This window comes from Nostoc sp. C057 (assembly GCF_013393925.1).
In the GTDB taxonomy this organism is placed as follows: Bacteria; Cyanobacteriota; Cyanobacteriia; order Cyanobacteriales; family Nostocaceae; genus Nostoc; species Nostoc muscorum_A.
Genome location: NZ_CP040281.1, coordinates 5,811,814 through 5,826,858 on the forward strand (window position 1 = coordinate 5,811,814; position 15,045 = coordinate 5,826,858).

Sequence of the window (15,045 nt, forward strand, 5' to 3'; positions counted from 1 at the left end):
AATGAATATGTACCTGACGAAAAATCCAGTGCAGCAACTGCCCACTTTCCGGTTGAAATTACCGTTTGCAAGGGAAAGTAAGGGCAGTTATTACACGCAACCATTACCAGGATGCCCAAGAATGCCTGTGTCTCTGCAATTGCGGCAATATCAGCACCAAGCGATCGCTAGCTGGTTTACCAACAATGGCAGAGGGACGCTGAAAATGGCTACTGGTAGTGGTAAAACTATTACCGCATTAGCGATCGCTTGTGAATTATATCAGCAGATTAATTTACAAGTTCTGGTGGTGGTATGTCCCTATCGTCATCTCGTTACCCAATGGGCGCGAGAATGTGAAAAATTTAATTTGCAACCCATTTTAGCTTTTGAGAATTTACGCGCTTGGCAAAGTCAACTTTCTACCCAAATCTATAATCTGCGTTCTGGTTCTCAACGGTTTGTCACGGTGATTACTACGAACTCTACTTTAATTGGAGATGGGTTTCAGTCTCAACTCAAATATTTTCCCGCCAAAACTTTGATTATTGGGGATGAGGCGCATAATTTAGGCGCACCCAAGTTAGAAGAAAGTTTACCGCGCAGTGTTGGGTTGAGACTAGCTTTATCTGCCACACCGGAGAGGTATTTTGATGATTTTGGTACGCAATCCTTATTTGATTATTTTGGCCCAGTTCTCCAGCCAGAGTTTACCTTGAGGGATGCGATCGCTCAAGGTGCTTTGGTACATTATCTTTATTATCCGGTGTTGGTGGAGTTAACTGAAGCCGAAAGCATTGCCTATTTAAAGTTAACTAAAAGAATTGGGCGATCGCTACTATATAGAGAACGAGAAAATGGACAAACAGGAAGTTTTGAAGACAATGAAGATTTAAAGCCCTTGTTGATGCAAAGAGCAAGGTTAATTGGGGCGGCGGAAAATAAATTAAATGCTTTGCGGGATTTAATGACAACTCGCCGCGAAACTACTCACACACTTTTTTATTGCAGTGATGGTTCCCAAGATGCGGGACAACGTTCATCGTTACGCCAACTCAAGGCTGTTGCTAAAATTCTGGGCGTGGATTTAGGCTACAAGGTAAGCACTTATACGGCTCAAACAACTTTACAAGAACGAGAAATTTTACGGCATCAATTTGAAAGTGGAGAGTTGCAAGGTTTAGTCGCAATTCGTTGTTTAGATGAAGGTGTTGATATTCCAGCAATTCAAACTGCGGTGATTTTATCAAGTTCTGGTAATCCTCGCCAATTCATTCAGCGACGGGGGCGAGTTTTACGTCCTCATTCTGCTAAAGAACGCGCAACGATATTTGACATGGTTGTTTTACCACCAGATTTAGATAGAGAAACTATAGAAGTTGAACGTAATCTTTTGAAAAAGGAATTGCGTCGCTTTGTGGAGTTTGCTGATTTAGCTGATAATGCTGGTGAAGCAAGAATGAAGTTACTTGATTTACAAAAGCGCTATGGTTTATTAGATATTTGATAATGAACTATATAGTTGTATTTTTTTGTAAAAATTTTCGAGTTTTGAAAAAATAAGCATTAAGTATGAAATAATAAGATTATGAGTTTGATAATAATGGGATGTAAGTGGCTTTAGAAATTTCACTTACATCCCATTATTATCTAGATTATTAATATTAATAATAACAGAATAAAGTTCAATAATAAAGCCTTTTTTCAAAGAAAATTATAGATTTGAAAAAATAGTTTTGGCAAAATTGAAGATAACGCTAACAGTGGCTTTACGGAGGTAAATGCAGTACTAGAGAAAGTTAAAATATAGAAAAACTATATTTCCAAACCGAAGATGTTACAAGATGCGAATATCGATGATGTGCAAGAGCCAATAACTAGCGCTCCACCGGAAGTACGGCAAATTATTGAGCGGGTATGGAAGCTGGAAAAAGGCAGATTAGATAAAAAGATTAACAGCCATATAAATGATAATATTTTGGACATTATTAAGGAAGAGGTGCGATGAAGCTGACTTCAATCAAGCTATGCAACTTTCGCTCCTTTTATGGTACGACACCAGAGATGATTATCGCTGGGGGAGAGGCTCAGAACACGACGATTATTCATGGTAATAATGGCTCTGGAAAAACCAGTTTACTAAATGCCTTTACTTGGGTATTATATGAAAAATTTAGTGCAGCATTTGCATCGATAGAACAGTTAGTAAATAAACGTGCGATCGCAGAGGCTCAAAAAGGTCAAGCTGTAGAATGTTGGGTAGAGATTGGCTGGGAACATGAGGGTAAACGCTATCGAGTTAAACGCGCCTGTCGGGGTTATAAAAACGAAGGTGATTTTGACGCTGGCAAAACTCAATTAACGATGTGGGTTGGTGCAGATGATGGCAAATGGAATATACCAACTCAGCAACCAGACGATATAATTAATCAAATTTTACCCGCTACTTTACATCAATATTTTTTCTTTGATGGCGAACGAATTGAAGAAATAGTCCGTTCTGACAAAAAGGCTGAAATTGCCGAAGCTACAAAAATTTTCTTGGGTGTAGAAGTAATTAACCGTTCTATCAGACATTTGGGAGATGCTAAAAAAACTCTAGAAAATGAGTTAAAAGCCATTGGTGATTCTGAAATTAAACAACTATTACGACAGCAAGAAAAGTTAGAACGCGAACGCGAACGTATTACCAAAAGGCAAACTGAAATTAAAGAAGAGTTAGAATATCAAAAAACTTTTAAAAAAGAAACAAGTAATCGGTTACGAGAATTGAGCGCCGCTAAGGAATTGCAAGAAAGATGGCAGGATTTAGAATCGCAGAAAGCGGCGAATCAAGAAGAATATAAAAAAACTAAGGAAGCGCTAAAAAAAGTTATTTCCGCACGGGGATATACAGTTTTACTCTCAGAAACTACAGCACAGTTCCGAGGAATTATCAATGATTTGAAGCAGCGCGGCGAGTTAACCTCTGGAATTTCGCGGGAATTTGTGAATGATTTACTCAATTCTCAACGCTGTATTTGTGGTGCAGAGTTACATGAGGGTAATCATTCTCATACTCATGTAAGTAATTGGTTAAATAAAGCCGGTTCTTCGGCGGTAGAAGAAACTGCAATTCGGATGATAGCTCAAGTAGACGAAATTGATAAGCAAGCTATAGGATTTTGGGAAGAGGTTGATAGAGAACAAACTAGAATTAATCAGTTAAGGCAAAGCATATCTCAAATTGAAGGCGATTTAGACAATATTCAAGAACGGTTGCGGAAAGATGCTAATGAAGAAATTAGCAGTTTGCAAAAACGTTTAGATGAAATTGAAAGTAAAATTGATGAATTAAATCGAGAACAGGGTGCAAATCAGCAGCAAATTGCTCAACTGACAACTGAAATTGAAGGTTTGAATAAACAAATCGCCAAGCAAAAGCTGAATGAAGACAAGCAAACCCTAGCACAGCGACGAATTAACGCCACTCAAGATGCAATTGAACGGTTAACAGAAGTTAGAAATCGCCAAGAACAACAATTTCGCCTGCAACTAGAAAAGCGAGTGCAAGAAATATTCACGGAGATTTCTGTAACTCCATACATTCCTAAAATTAGCGATAAATATGAACTGACATTAGTAGAAAATACTACAGGTATAGAAGCACTCGTTGCAGCCTCCACTGGGGAAAATCAAATTCTCAGTTTATCCTTTATTGCCAGCATCATTGACAAAGTAAGGGAATGGAGTGAGAAACGAAAAATGATGATGATTCCCGATAGTAGCACTTTCCCAATTGTCATGGATTCACCCTTCGGTAGTTTGGATGAAAATTCACGGCGACACATTGCGAAGACAATTCCCCAATTAGCGAATCAGTTGATAGTTTTAGTGACTAAGACTCAGTGGCGGGGTGAAGTAGAAGCAGAAATGACACAGAGAATTGGTAGAGAATATGTGCTGACGTATTATTCATCTAAGCCGGATTGCGAACAAGATTATATTGAGTTGGGTGGAGAAAGATATCCTTTGGTGAAACAAAGTCCGAATGAGTTTGAGTATACTGAAATTATCGCGGTTGAACGTAATCTTTAAAGGATAAAGTTATGGTTGCGAGTTCAGACAGAAATTATATGTCTCCCCAAGAATATCTGGAATGGGAAGAACGCCAAGAAATTAAATATGAATATATTGATGGTGAAGTTTTCGCCATGACTGGGGGTACTCTTCCCCATACAACTATTGCTTTAAACTTAGCTTCAGCGTTAAAAATTCATCTAAGGGGGAGTGGGTGTCTTCCCTTTATGGCGGATGCGAAAGTAGGTATATCTGAGAAAGGGCCTTTTCATTATCCCGATGTTGTAGTGAGTTGCGATGAACGGGATAAACAAGCTATTCAATTTCTCCAATATCCTTGTTTAATTGTTGAAATTCTGTCCCCAAGTACGGAAGCTTACGATAGAGGTAAAAAATTTACGCGGTATCGTCGCATTCCAACTTTGCAAGAATATGTCCTCATTGATGCTGAAAAAATTGGTTTAGATTGCTTCCGGTTAAATGATAGAGGACTCTGGGAGTTACATCCTTATGAAGAAGGGGATGAGGTTCATTTAACTAGTGTTGATTTTAAATTTCCTATTTCTTTGGTTTATGAAGATGTTCAGTTTGCAATATAAATTTTGGAGAAACGAACCGCCAAGGCGCAGAGAACGCGGAGAAAAACGATCGCTCACATACTAGTATAAAATAATGCGTCAATAATTACTATCGCTTCTAACTTTCGGTTAAAATAGCAACAATGTAGATATTAAAACAATGGCTGCAAACAGAATCAGGGTTGCTAAAGATAAGGCTGAGTTGGTGAAATCTCTAGTCGCATCAAAAGACACAACTGGGCCTTTTCAAACTTATGTAGAAGTAATGGTGTTTGCAGCAGCATTGGGCGTTAAAAATAAAAAGCGCGTTCCTTTGGGGGAAACTACAAAAAGAGAACCATCTCCAATTCCACAAGAAAATTTTGCTTCATTGGGATATGACCTAATAATTAAATTATTAGGAGTTAATGAAACTGAAGATATCAACATACTTTCATCTAGAGAAGAACAAGATGAAGATAAACGTACTCAAATATTTGAAGAGTATGCTAACGCAGGACTGGAAATTTTGCAAAGTGAGTTGCGCGGTTCTGTTGACTACTCAGAGCGACTTCTATTAGTTCTTATTTCTGAAAGAGAAACAAAAGAACAGCTACAAGAAGAATTTGACCTCAGTAAATTCTTAACTTGATTTTTTCGCTTGCTTAATTAAGTTATTAAATATGAAGAATATAGCATATTATTGTCAACGGCTGGCTGAATTAAATGTGAGTAATAGCCGTAAGCTTGGTAACGCTCAATATAAACCAATATTACTTTTATCTGTAATTGATTTGATTGCGAGAGGTATCATTACTACTAATGAGATTCCAGTTTCAGACGAATTAATTCAAACATTTGAGATGTATTGGAATGTAATCGGTTCTCCGTCTTACAAAGGTGGTTTACACTATCCTTTCTTACATCTGCAAAATGAGGGTTTTTGGTACTTAAAATTTAAGCCTGAATTTAATGGGTTACAGCCAAAAACAATTAAAAAACTAAAAGAGGCTGTTGAATACGCATATCTAGATGGTGAATTATTTAACTTTTTACAAGATGAGTTTTACAGAAAAGAACTAATGGATGCACTTGTGGCAGCTTTCTTTTCTGATAATGAAAATGATATAGAGTCGATTTTACAAATAAATCAAACCTTTCAGGATGACGCGGTAGAGATAGAAAAATTAATTGAAAGGGGAAATTTAGACACTAATCCAAGGTTGAGCTTGAAACGGGCAGTTATTAGAAATGCTTTTTTTAGGACAGCAATTATTCGTATATATGACTACAGATGTGCCTTTTGTGGGCTAAAAGTAACTAAAAAAATAAATCAAAATATTGTGGATGGCGCACACATCAAGCCATTTTCACAGTTCTATGATAATAAAATTCATAATGGAATTGCTCTTTGCAAAAATCATCATTGGGCATTTGATAGGGGTTGGTTTGCTGTAGATGAGCAATATAAAATCATAGTTAGCAATAATTTGGAAGAAGTATCTCCCCATGCTAAACCTATAAAAGATTTTCATGGTGAAACAATACTTCTACCAAATAAAGAGCAACACTTTCCAGAACTGGAAGCGCTGCAATGGCATCGCCAAAATATATTTCAAGCATAGTTACAGGATAGGTGGAAGTCCTACAGCTTTCGGTTCAACAAACTTACCATCAAAACCTATAGTTTTATCTTCCACAGTTCTAGCATCCGCCAAAGCCTTACGAAGTTCAGCACGTTCCATCTGTTCCTGAATTCCACCCAGAATATAAACCAATAACTTCGCCGCTAAATCTCGTCCAGCAACCTGCACCCGCTTTTTATTTGGGTCATACAAAATTCCATACCAGAGAGATTGGGGATATTCCATACCACTAAAACCGCCTTGCTGGTCAAACTTCCGCAGTTTCTTAAAAATATCTGCTAGGGAAAAACCTTTTTTAAAAACCAAAATTCCTAAAGCTTGCGCTAATGCAACCTGAGCAACTGGACGAAAAAGCATATTTCCTTCACCTCCATCTTTCTCAAAGCTGAAGCGCCGTAAAGCTGGTGTATCCTCGTGTTCTAAAATTTTATAACTAGAAAGACTAGCCAAAGAATCAAATAGCTTTTTAAATTCCTCAATTCCCTGCTCAATTTCTTCATCCTCTGGACGCATGGGAATTAGACCTTTCTCCAAGGGTTTCCAGTGAGGGAACTTTTGAGCCAAATAGCGCTCAGACATATCTTGGAGAGCTTGCAAAGTGGTCAAAACTGTAGAATTGGAAGCGACTGTTGCACTATTCCAATTAACACGGGGATTGCGGTCTTGTTTTTGTTCTAATAGTGGATGTGTAACTGCAATTTTTCTAGCAACGATCGCAAAACCATCATCTTCATTCAACTGTGTTAGTTGCCCTTTAGTCAAGGGTGCAGCCATCAGGTTAACATGAACAAAAATCGACCTCACCCTCCGCCTCGCCTGGGTGCGAGTTTCTCCAGCCGCTACCGCACAGATGAACTCAATACCAATTTTTTCTTTGGGTAAATTTTGCAAGTAGGCAAGGTCTACTTGATACTTTTCTATCAAATCATTAACTGTAATAAAACTGTCATCAGCACCCTTATCTTTTTTATAGCGCTGGAGTTTGCGAGTTTTAATTAACTCCATCAACCCCTGTACACCCATTAATCGGTGTTGACCATCCAGTGCATAAATAGTTACATCATCCTCAGAAATATTTAGCAGACCTACTTTAGCGTCTTTATCTAAGGGTATAAAATCAGTAGTAGACTTGGTGGCGCGTCCTTCGCTATCCCACTCAGCAGCTTTGGGATTATCCACCCACGGTTGATTAATTACTACCAGCACTGGCGGAAACTTGTGATTTTGTCTAGCCGCTAAATACTGCACTAGCGGCGCTTGACGTGACCAATCAAGGGGACGCTGCTGAATTTCATCAATACTATCCGCATCAATTTCGACATTATCAGTCTCAGGATTATACTTTTTTTGAAACAGAGGTAAGCCAGAGGCGAAGTGAACCCGACCTGCAAACCATTCCAAGGTAACAGAACTAACATAAGCCTCCGTACCACCCATCTCGGTTTTTTGAACGAGAATCTGATCTTTTCTCCCTAAAAACTTCTCCAGGAGTAAAGCTAGTACCTGTTTTTCCTTGTTTTCTCGTTCCAAGTACTCTCTAGCGATGTCAGCCGTTGGGTCAGATGCACTATCTTTCATGTTAAATTTTAAAAACAGAATAGAATTATGTCGTTTAATTATCCAAAAATTTGGATATTAGTAGTAAAGTTTTTAAAAACTTTTCTTCAACCTACGGAAGTGGGTTTTGTATTTCGACTCCGCTCAACACAAGTCTGTGTAGCTGCGAATTCCATTCGCCCTATTTGCCCGAATATTACGCCAGTGTTTCCAGAGAGAAGGAGAAATGACTACAGCACAACAAGCAGAAAATAAAGGTCAGCAAACACGTACTGTAGCAGAGTTAGTGGACTACATCCAAGCTCTCACCATTGAAATTCAAGAATTGTATTGTTTGGATGAGATACCTTGGGTGGTGGGCTATTCGGGCGGCAAAGATAGTACTGCTACCTTACAGCTTATCTGGAATGCGATCGCAGCACTACCAGTTGAAAAGCGAAAAAAGACTATTCATGTTATTACAACTGACACACTAGTAGAAAACCCTGTAGTCTCTGTTTGGGTACGCAAATCCTTAGAAAGGATGAAGGTTGCTGCTCAAGAACAGAAAATGCCCATTGAACCCCATTTATTACACCCAGAAATCAAAGAGACATTCTGGGTAAGTTTGATTGGTAAAGGTTATCCAACGCCACGAGGAAAATTTCGTTGGTGTACAGACCGTCTAAAAATTCATCCTTCTAACCACTTTATCCGTGATGTAATTAGAGTAAATGGGGAAGTTATTCTTATTTTAGGTACTCGCAAAGCTGAAAGTATTAAACGTGCTATCTCAATGGAAAAACATCAAGCAGGTAGCCTAAAAGATCGTCTAATTTCTGATTCAAGTTCACCTACATCTCTGCTTTACCATAGTGCAAGCTTGCCTAATTCTTTAATTTATAGCCCCATCGAAGATTGGCGTACTGATGAAGTTTGGATTTATCTAAATCAGTGGCAAAACCCTTGGGAATATAGCAATAAAGACTTATTCACCATGTATCGAGGTGCTACAGCAGATAATGAATGTCCTTTAGTTGTTGATACTTCTACTGCTAGCTGTGGTGATTCTCGATTTGGGTGCTGGGTTTGCACGATTGTTAGTAAAGATAAATCAATGGAGGCAATGATTCAAAATGATGAAGAAAAAGAATGGATGCAGCCTCTATTAGATATCCGTAATGAATTAGATAATAGAGATGACCGCGATAAAAGAGACTTCCGTCGCATCTGGGGAGAAGTCCAACTTTTTGAACGTCATGTAGATGGCGAAACCTCTATTGAACCAATTCACGGCCCCTATACCAAATATTGGCGGGAACATTGGCTCAGACGATTATTAGAAGCGCAAACAAAAACCCGTCGGACAGCGCCAGAAAGTATGCGCGACATCACCCTAATTACTCTAGAAGAAATGAGCGAGATTCGCCGCATTTGGCTAGAAGACAAACACGAATTTGATGATAGTTTACCTCGGATTTATCAAGAAGTGACAGGCGAAGAATTTCAAGACCCCCGTCCTGGTGCTGACTATAGCTTACTAGGTCGTGATGAGTGGATAGTATTAGAAGAAATCTGTGAAGGTGACGCGATGCACTTGGAACTCATGGCGAAATTGTTAGACACAGAACGCCAGTATCGCAAAAAGACTCGTCGCGTAGGGATATACGAAACCTTAGAAAAATGTTTTAATACGAGTTCCCGTTCTCCAGAAGATGCGATTAAAAATGCTCGTTTGAAACGCGAATTAAGCGAAGCAGTTAGTCAAGGTGATGTTGCAAAAGTCAAGCAGATGACTTTGGGCGATGTTGCAGCAATCAATGAAGTCGATGAAGGTAAAACTGAAAGTGATGAAGAGGTAACTTGGGCAAGTATGAAGTTTAAAAAGAAAGATTTAGAAGAATAACAATATATAGAATACTGGGCGAATACCGGGCGAATACCGGGCGATTAGAAATCGCGGCTACACAGACGAAACCCACCTTCGTGGGTTAAAGAGAAATGAGATCAAGTTTTACGCAATTGTATGTGCATTATGTTTGGGCGACTTGGGATAGATTACCCATAATTACGCCTGATATTCAGAAGGAAGTTTACGGGGCAATTATTCGAGAATCTGAACAGTTAAAATGTACCATAATTGCAATTGGCGGTATTGAAGATCATGTCCATCTGCTAACGGGTTTTCCGCCAACCATCAGTATCTCTGAATTGGTTAAACAAATTAAGGGAAGTTCGTCCCATTTCATCACCCACGAAATCAAGCCAGGTGAGTTTTTTAAATGGCAAGGTAGCTATGGAGCATTTACTGTTAGTCATGATGCCATTGATAATATAGCCAATTACATCAGAAACCAAGCTACCCACCATAGCCAAAAATCACTTATTCCCACCTGGGAACTAACTCCAAAATAAACCAACAATTATGTATGAATTTAGTCCGCGAATTCCATTCGCTTTGCCTGTGTAGCCGCGAATTCCATTCGCCCGGTATTCTTCACCTGGTATTTAATAATCTCTAACCATGATATTTCTTGAACTCGTATTACAAAACTTTGGCCCTTACAGTGGCAAACAGGTAATCAATCTTAACCCAAAAATTGATGAGGAAAACTCACACCCAATTATCCTTTTAGGTGGTATGAATGGCGGCGGAAAAACCACCCTTATGGATGCCATTCGTCTCGCCCTTTATGGCGCTCGTGCCCAATGTTCTACTCGTGGTAATTTAAGTTATAGTGATTTTCTCAATCAATGCGTTAACAATAAAATTGATCCAGTTGCAGACACCCGGATTGAATTACTTTTTGAACATATTGAAAACGATAAACCAATAAAATACCGTGTTGTCCGTAGTTGGGTAAAAAATCCTAAAGATGGCAAAGATACATTAGGTATTTTAGGTGACAGTGATACCTGGCCTGATGCTTTAGTTAATATCTGGGATGAATATATTGAAAATCTTTTGCCATTAGGTATTTCTAACTTATTTCTCTTTGATGGTGAACAAGTTAAGGAACTCGCAGAACAGGAAACACCACCACCAGTTGTAGTAGATGCAATCCGTGGACTTTTAGGTTTAGAGTTAGCAGACCGTTTAGCAGTTGATTTAGATATTTTAGTTAACCGTAAACTTAAAGAAGTTGGTAATAGTAAGGATTTAGCAAACTTAGAAGAAATTGAAACTAGATTAACCCAACAGCAAGAAGATTATCAAACAACAGAAGAGAAAGTAGAAATTCTCAAAAATCAGGTAGAAGAGTTAGAACAAAAGCAGCAAGAAGCCTTTGATAAATTCATTTCTGAAGGTGGGAAGATTGCAGCCGAACGCAATCAATTAGAACTACAACAAAATACAAAAACTGCGGAAATTGAACAAGTACGTCAGTCAATGTGTGAATTAGCGGCTGATGTTTTACCTCTGGCATTAATTCCCAATTTGCTTACTCAGGCGCAAGCACAGGGAGAAAAAGAATTTCGCCATCAACAGGTACAGATTTCTAAAGATTTGTTAATTGAACGAGATCAGCGTTTACTCAGTTGGCTAAATCAAGTAGAAATTTCTCCGATACAAGCTGAAAAAATCCAATCATTTTTAATCCAAGATGTGGATAGTTTATATGCAAAGACTCTCCAGACAGAAGCACCTTGGCTATTAGCTGATGATGAAACTTTAACTCAGCTAGATAATCTCATATATCACTTACAAAATTCTAAACTTTCTGCAAAAGAGAAATTAGCTATTCTCAAAAATAAAGAAGAAGAAATTCATACTTTAGAAAGGCAAGTGCAAACAGCAGCAGCACCAGAAGATTATACAAAGCTGCGTCAAGCACTAGAAGCGGCACAAAATCAAGTTGTTGAAGCTAAAGCAAATTACGAAACAATCCGCCGTCGTTTAGCTGAGTTAGAAACTATTATTGCTAAGTCAAAGAGAGAATTAAGTGATTATACTGTAGAAAATATTAAGCATAAAAATAGCGAACATATTATTACCTCTGCGGCTAAAGTTCAAAACACACTTAAGATTTTTCGTGAAAAATTAACTCTGCGAAAACTCAATAAATTAGAGGAGGAAGTTAAAAATTGCTTCCTTTATCTTCTCCATAAATCAGATTTAGTGCATCGCATCACTATTGATACTAAGACTTTTAGCCTTTTGCTTTACGATTTAAATAGTCAACCTGTTCCTAAGCATCGTTTATCAGCAGGCGAAAAACAACTACTTGCGATCGCATTCCTCTGGGGTTTAGCAAAAGTCTCTGGACACCGCCTACCAGTAGCAATCGATACGCCACTAGGTAGACTAGACTCCTCTCACCGCAGCAACTTAGTTGAACGTTACTTTCCATCCGCCAGCCATCAAGTGATTTTGTTATCTACAGATACCGAGATTGGCAAAAAAGAAGTTGAAACACTGCGAGAAAACGAAGCGATCGCCCGCGAATACCTTCTCAAATACGACTCCTCCACCCGCCAAACAACAGTAGTAGAAAATCAATATTTTTGGTAGTAGATATCGTCTAAAAAAGATATTTACAATATATATCACGACCTTTGGAAAGTAGATAAACAATCATGAACTCGCCCCATGTATTAAAAATAGAGAATGACCTACGTGTTCTGTCATTAGAAGAATTAGAATGGTTATTAGAACGGATCGCAAAACAAGTGCAAGAAAGAAAGCAAATAGTAAATAAATTCACTGATGTTAAATATATGAATGAACAATTAGTTGCAATGGCTATTGATTTAGATATACAAACAGAACTCACCTCTATCAATAATGAATTTAAGGTTACAGAAATGGATGGTTTGGAAAAACTGTGAGCATCGAGAGAGGACAAATTTATTTTGTCAATCTTAATCCAGTGCTGGGTCGAGAACAGGCAGGAACAAGACCAGTTTTAGTTTTATCTATAGATGCTATAAATAAATCACCTTTGGTTGTGACTGTAATTGTTGGTACGAAAGGAACAAATATTAAGCGTGATTATCCAACTAATATCCGAGTCTCCGCAAGTGATAGTGGATTGCTTATAGAAACAGTATTTTTATGTTTTCAAATTCGTTCTTTAGATCCAAATCGCTTTCCTGCTGATCCATCTGGCAAAATTTCTGACTCCAAAATGCTTGAAGTTGAAACTGCGGTTCGCTACTGTTTGGGTTTATGAGCAAAAACTACTTAAATTTTTAGGAAGATTATGGAATCCCCAATCGAAAGAATAAAACTCTCTCAAACAGCTAAAGACCAACTTACCAAACTTAAGCGCAGCACTAAAATCGACCAATGGAATATCCTATGCCGTTGGGCATTTTGTCGTTCCCTCGCAGAATCAACTACACCCTCCCCCGTCCCAATTCCCCAAGATAGCAACGTCGAAATGAGTTGGCGCGTTTTTGGCGGCGAAATGTCCGATATTCTCCTCCTCGCCCTCAAGCAACGCTGTCACAATGACGGTTATCCCACCGATAAAGAAACCCTTGCCATCCAATTCCGTTTACATTTGCATCGCGGTATTGGCTACTTAGCAGGCGATCCAAATATCAAGAAAATTGAAGATTTAATTGAACTAGCGGTTAAAAATTGAAAGGATATTAGTTGACTGTTAACTGTTCACCGTTAACTGACAATTAATATTATGCCTGAAGCGCTAGAAATTGAGCGTCATAGAGCTGCGATCGCTCGCATTGATATATCTCGCCCTGTACGATTGGCTATAGAAGGGTCAATCCTCAATCAAGACACCACTTTTTTTGACTACGGTTGCGGCTACGGTGGTGATGTCCAGCGAGTAAAAAACTTAGGCTATACCAGTGCAGGTTGGGACCCTTACTATTATCCTGATGTACCACGCACCCCGGCCGATGTGGTTAACCTGGGTTATGTCCTCAATGTGATTGAAGATTCAGAGGAACGCCGTCAAAGCCTGATCCAAGCTTGGGAACTCACCGGGAAAGTTTTAATTGTCGCGGCTCAAATCCTGATTAACGCTCCCAGTAAAACCCAACTTGCTTACAATGATGGCATTGTGACACGCCGCAATACTTTTCAGAAATATTACGAACAACAAGAACTCAAAACTTATATTGATGAAGTCCTAAATGTTGATGCAGTACCGATCGCACTAGGCGTATACTTTGTTTTTCGAGATGAAGCTGAAAAAGAAAGTTACAAGGCTATCCGCTTCTTTTCTGCGACCTCTACACCGCGAGTCCGTATCCCCATCAAGCGGTTTGAAGACTATCAAGAACAGCTGCAACCACTCATGGCTTTCTTTACCAAACGCGGTAGATTACCTGTGAAAGGCGAATTGGAAAATGAACAGGAATTACTGAGCGAATTTGGTAACTTTCGCCGCGCCTTTGCTGTAGTTTTGCAAGCTACTGATGAGGCTGAATGGGATGCGATCGCTTACCGTCGTTCTCTGGATATCCAAGTTTATCTTGCCCTGACTCACTTTGATAAACGTCCGGCATGGCAAAAACTAGCCCCAGAAATGCGTCACGATATCAAAGCCTTTTTTAGTAGCTATGAGGAAGCTTGTCAAGTAGCCGACCAAAAGCTTTTCAGTTTAGGTAAACCTGGGGTGATTAAAACTGCGTGTGAAAAAAGCAAAATTGGTAAACATACACGTGGTGCGCTTTATGTCCATGTTTCCGCATTAGCAGCACTTGATCCCGTACTACGAATTTGTGAAGGTTGCGCTAGTCGTACCATTGGGCGTATCGATGAAGCCACATTAATTAAATATCACACTGATAAGCCGCAAATATCCTATCTGTCTTACCCCGAATTCGACACTGATCCGCATCCGGCGTTAAAAGCCAGCATCGGTATTGATTTAAAAACCCTAGTCGTCACTCATCGAGACTATGCAACTAGGGAAAATCCGCCGATTTTGCACCGTAAGGAAACATTTGTTACTAGTAACTATCCACGCTACCAAGAATTTGCTAAACTCACCCAACAAGAACAGGAATTAGGGCTGCTTAACCAAAAAAGCGACATCGGTACGCGTGAAGGTTGGGAAAAATGCCTTGCCACACACAGAGTAGAAATCAGGGGGCATCAGGTTTATCCAATTCAAGAAAGTTAATAAAACGCTGACACTATAAGGTTATCCTGAATTTGTATTTAACCCAAGTAAATCTTGGTAGTTTGTCATGTTTGCAGGAAATCATACAGCAGCTATGGCAGGTTTCAATACCCGATTGGGATTAATAAAGAACTCTTGCCGCTTTGATAATTCAAACCTTTATAGGTA

14 protein-coding genes are annotated in these 15,045 nt (G+C 39.0%); 13 read left to right on the forward strand and 1 reads right to left on the reverse strand.

Annotated features, from left to right (window positions below):
- Window positions 1–7: 7 nt before the first annotated feature.
- From FD724_RS24995 to FD724_RS25020, 6 genes are all read left to right on the forward strand, one after another.
- A complete protein-coding gene (locus FD724_RS24995; protein WP_179075618.1) occupies window positions 8–1,486 on the forward strand; it encodes a DNA phosphorothioation system restriction enzyme in 1,479 nt (492 codons plus the stop codon).
- Window positions 1,487–1,813: 327 nt separating this feature from the next.
- Entirely contained in the window at window positions 1,814–1,987 is a 174-nt protein-coding gene (locus tag FD724_RS25000; RefSeq protein ID WP_179074454.1) for a hypothetical protein, read from the forward strand.
- Complete coding sequence (locus FD724_RS25005) at window positions 1,984–4,056, forward strand: AAA family ATPase (RefSeq protein ID WP_179074455.1); 2,073 nt, start codon at window positions 1,984–1,986, stop codon at window positions 4,054–4,056. The genes FD724_RS25000 and FD724_RS25005 overlap by 4 nt, the downstream gene beginning before the upstream one ends.
- A gap of 11 nt (window positions 4,057–4,067) precedes the next feature.
- A complete protein-coding gene (locus FD724_RS25010) occupies window positions 4,068–4,637 on the forward strand; it encodes a Uma2 family endonuclease (protein ID WP_179074456.1) in 570 nt (189 codons plus the stop codon).
- Between the two features lie 139 nt (window positions 4,638–4,776).
- A complete protein-coding gene (locus FD724_RS25015) occupies window positions 4,777–5,247 on the forward strand; it encodes a DNA phosphorothioation-associated protein 4 (RefSeq protein WP_179074457.1) in 471 nt (156 codons plus the stop codon).
- Window positions 5,248–5,278: 31 nt separating this feature from the next.
- Window positions 5,279–6,220 (forward strand): HNH endonuclease, encoded by a 942-nt coding sequence (locus FD724_RS25020; protein WP_179074458.1) that lies wholly within the window; start codon window positions 5,279–5,281, stop codon window positions 6,218–6,220.
- On the opposite strand, the gene FD724_RS25025 is transcribed toward FD724_RS25020, so the two are convergent.
- On the reverse strand, window positions 6,221–7,819 hold the full coding sequence (locus FD724_RS25025) for a DGQHR domain-containing protein (protein ID WP_179074459.1): 1,599 nt from the start codon (window positions 7,817–7,819) through the stop codon (window positions 6,221–6,223). It lies immediately after the preceding gene.
- Window positions 7,820–8,024: 205 nt separating this feature from the next.
- Here FD724_RS25025 and dndC point away from each other — a divergent pair, with 205 nt between their 5' ends.
- The 7 genes from dndC to FD724_RS25060 all read left to right on the forward strand — a co-directional run bounded on the left by dndC (window position 8,025) and on the right by FD724_RS25060 (window position 14,877).
- On the forward strand, window positions 8,025–9,683 hold the full coding sequence (dndC, locus tag FD724_RS25030) for a DNA phosphorothioation system sulfurtransferase DndC (RefSeq protein WP_179074460.1): 1,659 nt from the start codon (window positions 8,025–8,027) through the stop codon (window positions 9,681–9,683).
- Between the two features lie 95 nt (window positions 9,684–9,778).
- Window positions 9,779–10,192, forward strand: a complete 414-nt coding sequence (gene tnpA / locus FD724_RS25035; protein WP_179074461.1) for an IS200/IS605 family transposase — start codon at window positions 9,779–9,781, stop codon at window positions 10,190–10,192.
- Window positions 10,193–10,301: 109 nt separating this feature from the next.
- Window positions 10,302–12,290: a DNA sulfur modification protein DndD gene (dndD, locus tag FD724_RS25040; protein ID WP_179074462.1), complete on the forward strand. Its 1,989-nt coding sequence runs from the start codon at window positions 10,302–10,304 to the stop codon at window positions 12,288–12,290.
- A 65-nt stretch (window positions 12,291–12,355) separates the two neighbouring features.
- Window positions 12,356–12,607 (forward strand): hypothetical protein, encoded by a 252-nt coding sequence (locus tag FD724_RS25045; RefSeq protein WP_179074463.1) that lies wholly within the window; start codon window positions 12,356–12,358, stop codon window positions 12,605–12,607.
- Window positions 12,604–12,951 (forward strand): type II toxin-antitoxin system PemK/MazF family toxin, encoded by a 348-nt coding sequence (locus FD724_RS25050; protein WP_179074464.1) that lies wholly within the window; start codon window positions 12,604–12,606, stop codon window positions 12,949–12,951. Before FD724_RS25045 ends, FD724_RS25050 begins: the two co-directional genes overlap by 4 nt.
- 30 nt (window positions 12,952–12,981) lie before the next feature.
- On the forward strand, window positions 12,982–13,368 hold the full coding sequence (dndE, locus tag FD724_RS25055; RefSeq protein ID WP_094353029.1) for a DNA sulfur modification protein DndE: 387 nt from the start codon (window positions 12,982–12,984) through the stop codon (window positions 13,366–13,368).
- Between the two features lie 51 nt (window positions 13,369–13,419).
- Window positions 13,420–14,877, forward strand: coding sequence for a DNA phosphorothioation-associated putative methyltransferase (locus FD724_RS25060; RefSeq protein ID WP_179074465.1), 1,458 nt, complete (start codon window positions 13,420–13,422; stop codon window positions 14,875–14,877).
- Window positions 14,878–15,045 lie beyond the last annotated feature (168 nt).

Bases quoted from the DNA above. Each gene is read 5' to 3' on its own strand.
- FD724_RS24995 (WP_179075618.1), top strand. From the start codon at position 8: ATGTACCTGACGAAAAATCCAGTGCAGCAACTGCCCACTTTCCGGTTG.
- FD724_RS25000 (WP_179074454.1), top strand. From the start codon at position 1,814: ATGTTACAAGATGCGAATATCGATGATGTGCAAGAGCCAATAACTAGC.
- FD724_RS25005 (WP_179074455.1), top strand. From the start codon at position 1,984: ATGAAGCTGACTTCAATCAAGCTATGCAACTTTCGCTCCTTTTATGGT.
- FD724_RS25010 (WP_179074456.1), top strand. From the start codon at position 4,068: ATGGTTGCGAGTTCAGACAGAAATTATATGTCTCCCCAAGAATATCTG.
- FD724_RS25015 (WP_179074457.1), top strand. From the start codon at position 4,777: ATGGCTGCAAACAGAATCAGGGTTGCTAAAGATAAGGCTGAGTTGGTG.
- FD724_RS25020 (WP_179074458.1), top strand. From the start codon at position 5,279: ATGAAGAATATAGCATATTATTGTCAACGGCTGGCTGAATTAAATGTG.
- FD724_RS25025 (WP_179074459.1), bottom strand. From the start codon at position 7,819: ATGAAAGATAGTGCATCTGACCCAACGGCTGACATCGCTAGAGAGTAC.
- dndC (WP_179074460.1), top strand. From the start codon at position 8,025: ATGACTACAGCACAACAAGCAGAAAATAAAGGTCAGCAAACACGTACT.
- tnpA (WP_179074461.1), top strand. From the start codon at position 9,779: ATGAGATCAAGTTTTACGCAATTGTATGTGCATTATGTTTGGGCGACT.
- dndD (WP_179074462.1), top strand. From the start codon at position 10,302: ATGATATTTCTTGAACTCGTATTACAAAACTTTGGCCCTTACAGTGGC.
- FD724_RS25045 (WP_179074463.1), top strand. From the start codon at position 12,356: ATGAACTCGCCCCATGTATTAAAAATAGAGAATGACCTACGTGTTCTG.
- dndE (WP_094353029.1), top strand. From the start codon at position 12,982: ATGGAATCCCCAATCGAAAGAATAAAACTCTCTCAAACAGCTAAAGAC.
- FD724_RS25060 (WP_179074465.1), top strand. From the start codon at position 13,420: ATGCCTGAAGCGCTAGAAATTGAGCGTCATAGAGCTGCGATCGCTCGC.